Annotated in this window: 12 protein-coding genes; 7 read left to right on the plus strand and 5 right to left on the minus strand. The window is 72.2% G+C overall.

Annotation, left to right across the window (positions count from 1 at the left end; translation table 11 throughout):
• Positions 1-337 precede the first annotated feature (337 nt).
• The gene (locus FBY40_RS15435; RefSeq protein WP_141939642.1) at positions 338-1,093 is read left to right on the plus strand and encodes a winged helix-turn-helix domain-containing protein; all 756 of its coding nucleotides are present in this window, start codon (positions 338-340) and stop codon (positions 1,091-1,093) included.
• Here FBY40_RS15435 and FBY40_RS15440 read toward each other — a convergent pair whose 3' ends face one another.
• Together FBY40_RS15440 and FBY40_RS15445 are read right to left on the minus strand one after the other, a co-directional pair.
• Positions 1,094-1,588, minus strand: a complete 495-nt coding sequence (locus FBY40_RS15440; protein WP_141939643.1) for a GNAT family N-acetyltransferase — start codon at positions 1,586-1,588, stop codon at positions 1,094-1,096.
• Positions 1,585-2,754 (minus strand): polysaccharide pyruvyl transferase family protein, encoded by a 1,170-nt coding sequence (locus FBY40_RS15445; RefSeq protein ID WP_141939644.1) that lies wholly within the window; start codon positions 2,752-2,754, stop codon positions 1,585-1,587. Before FBY40_RS15445 ends, FBY40_RS15440 begins: the two co-directional genes overlap by 4 nt.
• A 95-nt stretch (positions 2,755-2,849) precedes the next feature.
• Between FBY40_RS15445 and FBY40_RS15450 the strand changes: the two genes are divergently transcribed.
• Positions 2,850-5,030 (plus strand): glycosyltransferase, encoded by a 2,181-nt coding sequence (locus FBY40_RS15450; protein ID WP_235014948.1) that lies wholly within the window; start codon positions 2,850-2,852, stop codon positions 5,028-5,030.
• Complete coding sequence (locus tag FBY40_RS15455; RefSeq protein ID WP_141939645.1) at positions 5,027-6,337, plus strand: nucleotide disphospho-sugar-binding domain-containing protein; 1,311 nt, start codon at positions 5,027-5,029, stop codon at positions 6,335-6,337. The genes FBY40_RS15450 and FBY40_RS15455 overlap by 4 nt, the downstream gene beginning before the upstream one ends.
• A gap of 9 nt (positions 6,338-6,346) precedes the next feature.
• Here FBY40_RS15455 and FBY40_RS15460 read toward each other — a convergent pair whose 3' ends face one another.
• Complete coding sequence (locus FBY40_RS15460; protein WP_141939646.1) at positions 6,347-7,096, minus strand: hypothetical protein; 750 nt, start codon at positions 7,094-7,096, stop codon at positions 6,347-6,349.
• 159 nt (positions 7,097-7,255) lie between these two features.
• On the opposite strand from FBY40_RS15460, the gene FBY40_RS15465 reads away from it, so the two are divergent.
• Together FBY40_RS15465 and FBY40_RS15470 are read left to right on the plus strand one after the other, a co-directional pair.
• Positions 7,256-8,194 carry a DNA-3-methyladenine glycosylase family protein gene (locus FBY40_RS15465; protein ID WP_141940230.1) on the plus strand — a complete coding sequence of 313 codons (939 nt, stop codon included), beginning with the start codon at positions 7,256-7,258 and terminating at the stop codon, positions 8,192-8,194.
• Between the two features lie 21 nt (positions 8,195-8,215).
• Positions 8,216-8,437, plus strand: coding sequence for a hypothetical protein (locus tag FBY40_RS15470; protein WP_124294127.1), 222 nt, complete (start codon positions 8,216-8,218; stop codon positions 8,435-8,437).
• A gap of 27 nt (positions 8,438-8,464) precedes the next feature.
• Here the strand turns inward: FBY40_RS15470 and FBY40_RS15475 are convergent, their stop codons facing one another.
• Entirely contained in the window at positions 8,465-10,591 is a 2,127-nt protein-coding gene (locus tag FBY40_RS15475) for a S9 family peptidase (RefSeq protein ID WP_141939647.1), read from the minus strand.
• 22 nt (positions 10,592-10,613) lie between these two features.
• On the opposite strand from FBY40_RS15475, the gene FBY40_RS15480 reads away from it, so the two are divergent.
• Positions 10,614-11,414 carry an SDR family oxidoreductase gene (locus FBY40_RS15480; RefSeq protein ID WP_327437051.1) on the plus strand — a complete coding sequence of 267 codons (801 nt, stop codon included), beginning with the start codon at positions 10,614-10,616 and terminating at the stop codon, positions 11,412-11,414.
• An 88-nt stretch (positions 11,415-11,502) separates the two neighbouring features.
• Entirely contained in the window at positions 11,503-11,682 is a 180-nt protein-coding gene (locus FBY40_RS15485; protein WP_200830001.1) for a DUF1918 domain-containing protein, read from the plus strand.
• A gap of 45 nt (positions 11,683-11,727) precedes the next feature.
• Here FBY40_RS15485 and FBY40_RS15490 read toward each other — a convergent pair whose 3' ends face one another.
• Complete coding sequence (locus tag FBY40_RS15490; RefSeq protein WP_141939649.1) at positions 11,728-12,561, minus strand: aldo/keto reductase; 834 nt, start codon at positions 12,559-12,561, stop codon at positions 11,728-11,730.
• Between the last annotated feature and the right edge of the window lie 11 nt (positions 12,562-12,572).

Genomic DNA, 12,572 nt, shown 5'->3' on the forward strand with positions numbered 1-12,572 from the left:
GTTTGCAAAGAACGGGGGCGATCGGTCATAATCAGCGCATGACTGACGACGCACGCTCTCTGTCCGCCTGGGAGGCGAACGGGACTGCCGGCATGATGGTGGCCGGCCGCGTTGTCATGTGTTGTCGAATGTGCCGCTGACTCGGTAATCCCGCCGGACATCAGCGTCGCCGCTCCGCTTACCCGCGCAGGCGACGCGCGACACGTCCCCCGAGACTTCGTCCTCCTCGCGCACCACTGAGCGCAGCGGATGTCTCGAGCCCGGCCCCACCGGCCGAATTCGCAGCACTTCTTCGAACCCCGACTCCGCGGGTTCCGCTCCCTCGAGGAACATCATCATGTCGACCACCGCTCTTCTCGACCGTCCCGCCCCCGCCCGTCACCTCCGCGCCGTTCCGCGCATCGGTGACGACGCCCCCACCGCCGCCGCGACGAAGCCCGCCGCCGCGCAGCCCGCATCGGGCGCCACGCAGCGCCACCTTCCGCCCGGCACCGCCCCGCGTGGATTCGCCCTCTACGTCGGCTTCGACGAGGCGAAGGCACAGGCTTCGGGCGTGAGCCTTCCCGTCCTCGTCGACGCGCTGCGCCGCACCCTCGCCGAACTCGCCCCCGACGCCGAAACCTACGCCACGGTGGCCCTCGCCCCCGCCGGCGCCGGCGGCCGCGATGTCGACGTCGTGCGCCTCGCCCTCCAGGAGCCCGCCGCGGTCGCCCGCACCAAGCCCGACGAGCCCGAAGAGGATGACGAGACGGTCCGCGGTGTGGTCGTCGACATCTCGCGCAAGCGCGTGGTCATCGACGGCGAGTCGGCGGCGCTGACCTTCAAGGAGTTCGAGCTGCTGCAGTACCTCGTCCTGCGCGAGGGGCGCACGATCGAGCGTGCCGAGCTGGTGGCCTCCCTCTGGCAGGGCGCCGAGGAGCACGACGCCCCGGGCGAGCGCACCATCGACGTGCACGTGCGTCGCCTGCGGGCCAAGCTCGGCCGCTACGAGGACATCGTCCGCACCGTCCGCGGTGTCGGCTACCGCTTCGACCGTCACGCCGACGTCGTCATCCGGTTCGGCCACGGAACGCCCTCGCCCGACCGCTTCTAATCAGTCCGGCGGGCTCCCGCCGAGGGTCTTGACCATGCGGAAGTTGACCAGCTCCACCCCTGCCCTCACGGGACGCTGCTCCGCCTGCACGGTGAAGCCCCGCCGAGCGAAGAACGGGCGCGCGGTGATGCTCACGTCGGCGAAGAGCCGGGTCGCGCCGAGCGCCCGGGCCTCTTCTTCCAGCGCTGCCAGGAGTGCGGTGGCCACTCCCCCGCCCGCGTGGCGGGACGCCACGAACATCATGTCCACGTATCCGGCGGCACTCACGTCGGAGAATCCTGCGACCTCGTCATCCACGAGGGCGACGTACGTGTTGCGGCTCCGCCTCCGGGCGTCCCACTCCGCGACGCTCCGATCCTCCGGACGGGCCCACGCCGCGATCTGCTCCGGCGAGTAGTCGGCCGCGGCGGTCACGGTCACGGCATCGAGGAAGACCGCGAGCGTGGCGGCCGCATCGCCACGGCGATACGGGCGGATCCGCGCGACGCCGCTCACCGCAGCGACTCGGCGACCGTGTCCCACCACCGCACCGCGTCGGCGCGGTGCGGCTCGAACCGCGCCGAGGCCGCATCGGCGATCTCCGCGCGTCGCGCGTCGAGCTCGCGCAGGCGTTCGGGCGCGCCGCTCAGGTCATCGAGATCGACGACACCCGTCTGACCCCAGTGCCCGAGCGCGCCGCTCAGCTTGATGCGGGTGTAGTCGTCGGCGGCGAGGCCGAGGACCGGCACTCCCGCCGGGGCGGCGAAGACCGCCGGGTGATATCTGCTCGTGACGAGCAGCCGCGCGCGGCGCGCCAGCGCCGCCGCACCCCGCGAATCACCGCTCGGCAGAACGCGGCTCCCGCGTGTCATCCGCTCCCGCACCCGCTCGTGCAGCGCCGCATCGCCCATCGGCTCCGCACCTGCGGCCACCGGACCGAAGTGCGCGTGGAAGATGACGGGTCCGACGGCGTCGGACGCCGCATCCAGCAACCGCGCGATCCCGGCCTCGACGACATCGGCGGGCCGTCCTGCGAACCACCCCGACAGGCTCACGAGAACGTATGGCTCGGCCGGCGCGTCCTCGCTGCCGGCGAGGAAGGAGGCGTCATCCACGCCGGCGTGGACCCGCGCCCCCCACGACCGCGCCAGTGCGGCGGAGTCGTGCTCGCGCACGCCCGTCCACGCGGCGTCACGGGTCATGCCGGCGACGCGTTCGGCGTCTTCGGTGTCGAGGTCGGGCCCGAAGGTCTGACCGCTCACGACCACCGGAAGTCCCCGCGCGCGGGCCATCGCCGCGAGGGTGGTCCGCTCGTACACGTGAACCGGCCAGCGCGAAGCGAGGTTGCCGCCGCCGGCGATGAGCACGCCCGAGGCTTCGCTCAGAGCGTCGAGCGCTCCGCGCGCCGGGTCGCCAGATGCCAGCTCGGCCTCACCGGCCGCCGCGGCACGAAGAAGCGACGCCCGCTCGCGCGCCACCGCGCGTTCGAGTCCGACGAAACCCAGACGATCGACGGTCGTCAGCCCATAGCGTTCCGCCGACTCCTCCAGCGCCGAGGACACCCCGATGACACGACCACCGCGGGCGGAGAGCTCGACGGCCGCGACCTCGAACATCGCCTCGTCACCGATGTGGATGATGCCGCCGAGCACCCCGATGTCGCCGATGGTCAGTACGTTCACGCATGGTCCTTTCACGTCAAGCCGGTCCTCCGGCACCCGGACAACCGTAGACTTCCGAGCGGGTCACCGCACCTCGTCCGATCGCCGATCGGGCGGTGACCGCTTCGGAGGCAGCGATGGGCATCCAGACGGCGATGGACCGCATCATCGAAGCGCCCACGATCGTGCAGGCTCTGCAGGCCGCCGACGACGTCGCGTTCGAGGCCGGGCGCGACCCGGGGGTCCGCACTCTGCGCGTGTTGTCGGCCGCGCTCGTCGGCACCGACGACATCGCGGCGATCGCCGCCGTCCATGCCCTCGCCGAGATGAACGACGAAGCAGCAGGCGCACTGCTGGTGACCCTCCTCGACGATGAGCGCCGATTCGTCGTCGAGCACGCGGCCTGGGCTCTGGGGCGTCGCCCGGCGCGCGCCGCCGCGATCGCGCCCCTCATCGCACTCGTCATCGCCGGCGGCTTCACCGGAATGCTCGCCCAGCACACGCTGGAGAAGTGGGCGGCCGGCAGCGGCGAACTCCTCGCCGTCGCCCTGCTCAGCGCCACGACCGGCGAGGTCGGCGTCGAGGCTCGCGTGCGCCTCACCGAGACGCTCGGTCTGGTGCGCCATCCGCTCACGACGGCGCCGCTGTGCGCGCTCGCCGCCGACACGACCGCCCCCGCGATCGTGCGCGAGGCGGCGATCGCGGCGCTCGGGCAGCGCGCCGATCCGGACGTCATCGCCCACCTCGAAGACCTCGTCGCCGAGGGGGGCCTCGTCGGCGACCTCGCACGCCTCGCCCTCATCGATGCCGATCCGCCGCACACCCGCACGTCGGCCGACGATGCCGGCGGCGAGGGAGGCCTCACCGTCGCCCAGCTCTTCCTCCATGCCGACATCGACCCCGCCCTCTCAGCCTCCGGCGCCGGAGACAACGGCGGCATCGCAACCCTGCTGGTGCGGCTCGGCGACGCCCTCATCTCCGACAGCTCGGTCGTCGATCGCGTGCTCACCCTCTCGCGCGGAACGGTCGCGCAGGCGGGGCCCGATCTGCTGCAGATGGCCGGCGGCGAGCGCGGCCACCTCTACGGACATGTGCCGTTGACGAGCATTCCGGCCTCGTCGGCGACAGCCTGGCATCTGCGGGTGACGGTGCGTCGCGGCATCCGTCGGCTTCTGCGCGCCGCGGGGCGCGTCGATGTGCTGCATCTCAGGATGGCCGACGTCGGCAGCCTGGCTGCCGCCGATGTCGCGCGTGAGCTCGGCATCCCGACGGTGTTCACCGTCGCCCCCGATCCGCACAGCGTGATCGCCTCGCTCGAGCGGTCGGGACGACTGTCGCGTGAGGACTTCGGCGAGATCGACCGCACCGAGCACTTCTGGTTCCGCAGCCACCTCGTCCAGAGTCTTGCCGCTTCGGCCGCTCACTCGGTGTTCTTCCCCCGGCCCGAGCTCGAGCGCGACATGCGGGCGCTCATCGGCATCGACCTCACCTCCCACCCCGAGCGCCACACCGTCGTCGCCGAGGGCGTGGACCTCGCGGTCGTCGACGACGCCCTCTCCCGCGCCGTCGGGGTCGCCGCCGGCGCCGAGCCCGACGGCGCGCTCGCCGAGCTCGCGGCCCTGGTCGACGGCCTCGCCCCCGAACGTCGCGGACTCCCGCTGCTCGTCACCGTCGGCCGTATGCACCGCATCAAGGGGATGGCCGCGCTCGTCGATGCATGGGCCGCCAGCGACCTGTCGGCACGTGCGAACCTGCTCGTCGTGGGCGGCGACCTCGCCCACCCGTCGGGTGATGAGCAGCAGCAGCTCGACCTCATCGACGGCTCGGTCCCGCAGCCCGAGCGGGCCGAACGGGGCCTCGTCGTCGCCGGGCACCGCTCGAACGACGTCGCGGCCGCCTGGCTCGCCGCCGCACGGTTCGGCATTCCCGGCGCCGTCGCCCCGGGCGGAGCGTACGTCTGCGCGAGCGTCAAAGAGGAGTTCGGCCTGGCGATCCTCGAGGCGATGGCCACCGGGCTCGTCGTCGTCGCCCCCGACAGCGGAGGACCCGCCACCTACGTCGACGACGGCGACACCGGCTTCCTCACCGACACCGCCGACCGGGAGGCCCTCGTCACGGCGATCGGGCGGGCGCTCGATGCTGCCGCCGACGGCGATCCGCGCCGCGCCGAGCGCTCCCGCACCCTCGTGGCCGAGCGGTTCACGATCCAAGGCATGGCGGCCACCCTCATCCCGATGTATCAGAACGTCGCCCGGCACGAGGCGGAGCTGCGCCGCACCGCGGGACTGCTGACGTGACCCTCCTCGTCATCAGCCCCGACTACGCCTCGCACCTCCTCCCCCTCGCGGCGCTCGCGACGGCCTGGCAGAGCGCCGGCGACGACGTCGTGGTCGCCACAGGCCCCGCAACCGCGCCGATCGTGGCGGAGTTCGGGTACCGGCGCACCGACCTCCCCCTCGGGCGCGGAGCCAATGCCCGTGTCATCCGATCGTCGGAGCAGGATGCCGCGGAGGCGGCGTCTCTCGAGGGGTTCTTCGCCGCCACCCGGCGGGGCATGGTGCCCACGCTCGCCTACCAGGCGCGGGAGCGCCTGACCGACCTGATGTGGCAGCCGGTCGAGCGAGCCCGCGCGACCCTGGCGGTCATCGACGAGGTCGCGCCCGATGCCATCCTCGTCGACCACCTCGCCTTCAGTGCGCGGCTCGCGCTCCACACCGCGGGGATCGCCTACGGCGACGTGGTGCTGGGGCATCCCAGCGCGCTGCCGGTACCGGGCGAGGTGTACGGCTACCCGCCGGCGTGGCCGTCGACCCTCCGGCCCGACCCGGCGGAGCTCGCCGACCTGCGGGCGCTCTGCGACGAGGTCGCTCGCCGCTTCACCGACCAGTGGAACACCACCGCCGTGGCGTTGGACCCCGGCGCGAGGGCGGTCGACGACGCCTTCCTGGTGCACGGCGAGACCACGCTGTTCAACTATCCCGCCGAGCTCGCCGAGGGCGATGGGCGGATGCTGCCGCCCCACCGCTTCCTCGGATCCACACCGCGCGACGAGCCGGCCGCCGCCGACGTCGACGCCTGGATCGCGCGCGGAGAGCCCTTCGTGTACGTCAGCCTCGGGAGTTTCCTGTCGGTCCGCGACGACGTGCTCGCCCGCATCGCCGACGCGCTCCGCCGCGCCGGGCTCCGCGCGGCGATCGCGACAGGTACGACCCCGGCCTCGGCCCTCGGCGACGTGCCCGCCGGATGGCTCGTCGCCGACTACCTGCCCCAGGTGCGTCTGCTCGGCGCAGCCGCGGCGGCGGTCACGCACGGCGGCAACAACTCCGTCACCGAGGCGGTCGGCCAGGCGGTTCCGCTCGTCGTGCTCCCCTTCTCCACCGACCAGTTCGCCGGGGCCGCCGCGATCGAGCGCACCGGCACCGGCCGCGCGCTCGACCCGAACCGCGACGACGTCGACGCCCTCGCCGAGGCGCTCCGGGAGGTCGCCGATCCAGGCTTCACGGGTCGAGCGGTGCTCGGACGCATCGCAGCAGCGCAGCGCGCGCACCCGGGGCCGCGGATCGCCTACGAGTCGCTGGCGCGGGAGGTGCGCGGAGTCAGCTGACGGCGATGCTCAGCTGACCGCGTCCGGCACGGCGTCGGGTTCGCCACCGAGTTCCGCCAGCACCGCGGCATCCAGGTCGTCGTACCCGAAGACGAGCGCGGCCATCCGATCGGAATCGTGCGCGGCGTCGCGATAGCGCTCCATCCGCGCCGCATTGGCGTCGTAGGCGGTTCCGGCACGCACCTCTCCGACGTGGTGCAGGGCGTAGACCCGACCCCGGTGGCTGCGCGGGGGTGCACCCAGGAGCGTCGTGTGCGCCAGGTACCAGGCGGCGTCCTCGAAGCCCCAGCCGCGGAACCCCTCGTCCTGTCCTCCGTGCGCCGCCCAGGTCCGGGGCGTGGCCACATAGATGCCCGAGCAGGCGCCGTCGACGAACTGCTCGACCGTGCAACGGTCGAGGGGCACGCCCGCGGCGTAGTCCGCCGACCCGGTGCGGCCGAGCCAGCGGTACTCGTCGTAGGGCAGGTGCACCAGATCGCTCGTCGCGGCGGCACGGATGGCGGCGAGCAGCGGCTCGCGTTCGGGAAGGGTGTCGGCATCGCCGATGACCACCACCTCGTCGATCGCCGCATCGCGCATCGCGGCGTTGCGGCAGGCGGCCAACACGAACGGATCATCTCCGGTGTCGATCGTCAGGATCGGCACCCCCGGGAGGTTCTGCTGATACCAGGCGACGACGCGATCGAACGCGTCCAGACGTGACGGCGCCGGGCGCCAGGGGATCACGATTCTCACTGCGGGCACGACGGGAGTGATCAATGCACCTTCCTTTCCTCGGCGAGCATAAGCGACGGCGGACCCCTCACGGACACGGGGACGGATGTCGGTGGACGGGCGTACCGTGAGGGGGTGACCTCGCCCGTTCCGCCCCGGCTTCCGCGCCGGTCGGGCACGCGGTTACGGGCCGATCTCGCAGCGGTGCCGGGCACCCCCGCGAGCGGCCCGCCGATCGAGACCGAGTACCGTCCGCGGCATCCGCTCGACCTGCGTCGCGTGCTGCTGTTCCAGCGCCGCGGCTACGGCGATCCCACGCACATCGATGACGGCCCGGTGATCTGGCGCGCGTGCCGGACGCCGGAGGGCGTCGCGACCATCGCGATCCGTGAGGCCGCCGGCGGCGCGGTGCGCGGGGCGGCGTGGGGCCCGGGGGCGGCGTGGGCGATCGATCAGCTGCCCGCGCTCTGCGGCAGAGACGACGACCTCGACGGATTCGATGCGTCGCGTCACCCGCTCATCGCCCAGACCCACCGACGCAATCCGGGCCTTCGCCTCGGCCGCACCGACCTCGTCTTCGATGCGCTGGCGGGCGCCATCATCGAGCAGAAGGTCACCGGCAAGCAGGCCTTCGCCGCGTGGCGGCGCATCGTCCGCGGTTTCGGCGAGCGCGCGCCCGGCCCGACGCCGGTGCCGATGTACGCACCGCCGTCGGTCGACGGCTGGCGGCACGTTCCGTCGTGGGCCTGGCATCGCGCCGGGCTCGAGCCACCGCAGGCGCGCACGCTCGTCGCCGCCGCGCAGCGGGGCACGCGCATCGAGCAGGCCACCCATGCCGCCGCGACGGGCGACGAGCGCGACCGCGTCCTCACCAGCCTCCCCGGGGTGGGAGTGTGGACCGCCGCCGAGACGCGGATCCGCGCCTTCGGCGACCCCGACGCCGTGAGCGTCGGCGATTACCACGTGGCCCACGAGGTCGGATTCGCCCTGACCGGTGCGCGCACGGACGACGACGGGATGCTGCAACTGCTCGCCCCCTGGAAGGGCCACCGTCAGCGCGTGATCCGCCTCATCGGCCTGAGCGGAGTGCGGGAGCAGCGGCGCGGTCCCCGGGTGCACCCCGAAGACCACCGCGACCGCTGAGCACCGCCGTAGGCTGAGCGCATGGCTTCTCGCACCGGCTGGCCTCGCGGCCGCACCAACTGGGTGATCGGCAGCATCCTCATCTTCGCCGGGGGCGCGTTGTTCGGACTGATCTGGGGATCGGTCGGGCTCGGGCTCGCTGTCGCGGCCGCCGTGTCGATCGGGTGGCTCATCGCCTACGAGTCGTGGCGCGGCCAGAAGGTCGGGCTGAACGACCCCGACGACGACGGGGCCCGACTGTAGGGCGACGCCTGGCCCGCGTTCGGCGCGTCAGCCGAGGACGGTCGGGGGCGCGGACTCCTCACCGAGAACGTGCTCGGCGAGGAACGCGAACACCGTCTCGTACCAGACCACGGCGTGCTGGGGCTTCAGGATCCAGTGATTCTCGTCGGGGAAGTACAGGAAACGGTGCGGCATGCGCCCGTCGTCGTCGGCATGGTGCTCGGCGAGGTCCGACCAGAGGCGCAGTCCCTCGCCGATGGGCACCCGGTAATCCCTGTCGCCGTGAACGACGAGGACGGGGGTGCGGATGTCGGCGACGAAGCGGTGCGGTGAGTGCTCGATCATCGCCTCGGGCGTGAAGATGCGCTGCCAGTAGTCCGAGCTGTCGGTCGTGCCGGCGAACTGGTCGAGTGCCCACAGGCTCGCGTGCGTGACGATCGCGCGGAACCGATCGGTGTGGCCGGCGACCCAGTTGGCCATGTATCCGCCGAACGAGCCACCCATCGCGGCGGTACGGGACTCGTCGATGTCATCGCGCGCGACGACGGCGTCGGTGATCGCCATGAGGTCGGTGTAGGGCTTGCCGCCCCAGCTGTTCCAGCCGCGGGCGATGAAGTCCAATCCGTACCCGGTGGACAGCGCCGGGTCGGGAAGCAGCACGGCGTAGCCGCGTGCCGCGGCCAGCAGCGGCGCCCACCGCCAGCTCCACGCGTTCCAGCTGTTCAGGGGGCCTCCGTGGATCCACAGCAGCAGCGGGGCCGGCGCCTCGGCCGACGCAGCCTCGGGGAGCACGAGCCATGCCCGCACCCGGGCGCCGTCGTCGGCGGTGGTCTCGACCTCGGTGATGCGGCCGGGAATGGCCGGCGCGGGAGCAGGCGTGGCCAGGGGGGTCACCTCGCCCGACGGGTCGATCCGCACGGGGTGCGGGGGAACGAGCCACGAGGATCGGAGTGCGACCAGACCCCCGCCCGAGCGATCGATGCGGACATGCGAGTACGTGAAGTCGTCCGAGACGATCGACGTGACCTCGCCGTCCTCTCCGCCAGGGCCGCCCTCCAGCGGAATCCGGAAGACCGGGCCGCGCCCGTTGTCGTCAGCGGTGACGATCAGTGCGTCATCCGCCGCGGCGAAGGCGATCGACGACGGCCAGCGATCCCAGTCGGCGGCGACGCGGTGGGCGTCGGACCCGTCGAGCTGCGAAACCCAGAGCTCCTGTTCGGTCGGTCCTGAGGGGGTGGACACCGCGGTGCGGAGGAAGGCCAGACGCGTGCCGTCGTGGCTGATCGCGGGCATCTCGATGTCGAAGCCGTCTTCGTCGCGCAGGACGGTGGTCGTTCCGCTGGCGACGTCGACACTCACGAGGACCCGTCGTCCGCCGCGCGCCTCGGGGCGATCGATGCTGGCGACGAGGGTGGCGCCGTCGGGGCTCAGCGCGGCCTCGGCGTGCCGGAGGGCTCGGCTGGGAGCGGGCATCAGATCGGTCGGGCGCGGCAGGGTCGTCGGGTAGGGGGTCGGCTCGGTCGCCTCGGCCGTGAGGTGTGCGACGACCTCCGCTTCCTCGGTGGCGGTGTCTTCCACGGCCGCGGCGAGTGTGTCGGCGAGGCCCTCGAGGTCGATCGCGAGCAGGTGGGGCTCGGCGGGGCCGAGATCGTGGTCCCAGAACCTGACCGGATAGGTGTCATGAAGGATCGCCGAGACCTTCTTCTTCGAGCGCTCGGCGCGTCGCGCCGCGTCATCCTCGATCGATGCGGCCGAACGCAGCAACGGGGCGGAGACGACGACGCGTCCCGTCTGCTCCGCCGTCGCGGCGATACCGCTCACGCCTCCGGCGAGCCGCGTCACCGGGCGGGCTTCGCCGCCCTGCGCCGGGAGGAGCCAGAGCTGGCCCGACTCCTCCTCGACATCCGATTCGATGTCATCGCGCGCCGAGACGAACAGGATGTCGCCGTCCGGCGTGAACGCCGCGCCGCTCTCCCCCTTCGCCGACCGGGTGAGGCGCCGCGGCGCCCCGTCTCCTCGCACGGGCACCGCCCAAAGAGAACGCTCGTATCCCGTGGCATCCTTCTTCAGCGCAGCCACGGTCAGCACCGCGGTGCCGCCGTCGGGTGAAAGGGCCAGACCCTCCACGCGGGGAAGGGCGATGTAGTCGTCGAGCGCATCGAAGGGGGTGGGCATTCCCCCACGCTAACCGAGGCCTGTGCTGCGAAGCCCGACCGGGTACGGCATGCTGTGGACGAGGAGAGGGGTGCCGATGAAGGTCGCCGTCGTCGGAGGAACGGGAACCGTGGGCGCGCACGCCGTGCGTGCGCTTCGCGACAAGGGGCACGACGCCGTGGCGCTCAGCCGATCGACCGGCGTGGATGTCGCCGGGGGTGTCGGACTGGATGACGCGCTCGTCGGCGCGGAGGCCGTCATCGACACCACGAACCTCTCCACGCTCTCCGCCAAGGCCTCGGTCGCGTTCTTCGAGGCCGGCACCCGGCACCTTCTCGCCGCGGCCGAGCGGGCGGGGGTGTCGCACCTGGTGACCCTCTCCATCGTCGGCGTCGACCGCATGCCGTACGACTACTACGCCGGCAAAGTGGCGCAGGAGCGCCTCGTCGCCGCGGGCGCGGTGCCGTGGAGCATCGTCCGCGCGACGCAGTTCCATGAGTTCGCGGCCCAGATCTACCGGCAGGCGGCCTTCGGGCCGATCCACCTCGCACCGCGGGCTCGCCTCCAGCCCGTCGCCGCCGCGGAGGTGGGCGCCTACCTCGCCGAGGTCGCCGTCGGCGCCCCGCAGGGACGCGCGCAGGAGATCGCCGGCCCGCTCGAGGAGGCTCTCGACCGGATGGTGCAGGACTACGCCGGCACCCTCGACGAGAAAGTGTGGACGCCATCGGTGAGCCTGCCGGGAAAGCAGATGAAGGCCCTCCGGGACGGCCTCGGCCTTCCCGTCGGCGAGCCCCGGCGCGGCTACCAGACCTACGCGGAGTGGCTCACGTCTCGCCGCGCGTGAGCGGGTCGGCGGTCCCGCCTCGTGAGGTCGGACGGTTCTGGTGCCGGCGCGGAAGCAGTCGTATCGTTGGCGCCAGGAGGTGATGGTCATGGCTGAGATCGGCGATCGCGTCATCATCCACGGCAGAACAGTGGGCGCGGCGGAACGAACCGGCGTGGTGACCGGCGTCCGCGGGCACGCCGAGGATCCGCTCCTGGTCGTCCGCTTCGACGACGGTCACGAATCGATGCTCTCCCCGGGCAGCGACTGCGTCATCGTTCCGCACTGAGTGCGGCGCGGCTCGGGACGGTCGGCGCGGAGGTGCGCGAGAGCCCTACATCTCCTCGTGTGTGAGCGGGTCGCCGTCCCACAGCCGGCCGCGCTCGAGTCGCGAGATCTCGGCGACCTCGTCGGCGGTGAGGGAGAAGTCGAAGATGTCGGCGTTCTCGCGCTGACGGGCGGGATCGGCCGACTTCGGGATCGCGGTGCTGCCGAGTTCGACGTGCCACCGCAGAACGATCTGCGTCGGGGTCTTCCCGTGCGCCTCGGCGAGGCGCACGATCACCCGCTCGGTGAGGAGCTCACTGCGGCGCGCGAGCGGACTCCAGCTCTCGGTGCGGATGCCGAGCTCGTCGTGAAAGGCGCGGAGTCTCCTCTGCGGGAAGTAGGGGTGCAGCTCCACCTGGTTGACGGCCGGAACGACCCCGGTGGCGTCGACGAGCTCGGTGAGCATCTCCTCGGTGAAGTTCGACACCCCGATCGATCCGACGAGGCCCGCCTCGCGCGCCTCGATCATCCCGCGCCAGGTGTCGACGTACTTCCCCACGCTCGGGTTGGGCCAGTGGATCAGGTGAAGGTCGATGCGCTCGAGGCCGAGCCGGTCGAGCGAGTCGCGGATGCTCTGCACCGCCTCGGTGCGGCCGTGCTCACGCCCGGGGATCTTCGACGTCACGAGGATCTCGTCGCGAGGGACGGATGACCGCCTCACAGCCTCGCCGACCTCGCGCTCGTTCTCGTAGTTGACCGCGGAGTCGAGCAGCCGGTAGCCGGTGTCGAGCGCCGCCATGATCGCCTCCGAGCCCTCCGCTCCGCGCAGGTTGTAGGTGCCGAGCCCCACCTGAGGGAAGGACACACCGTCGTTGAGGGTCACCGTGGGAATGGAGATCATGTCTCCATTGT

Source organism: Microbacterium sp. SLBN-154 (genome assembly GCF_006715565.1).
Lineage (GTDB): Bacteria > Actinomycetota > Actinomycetes > Actinomycetales > Microbacteriaceae > Microbacterium.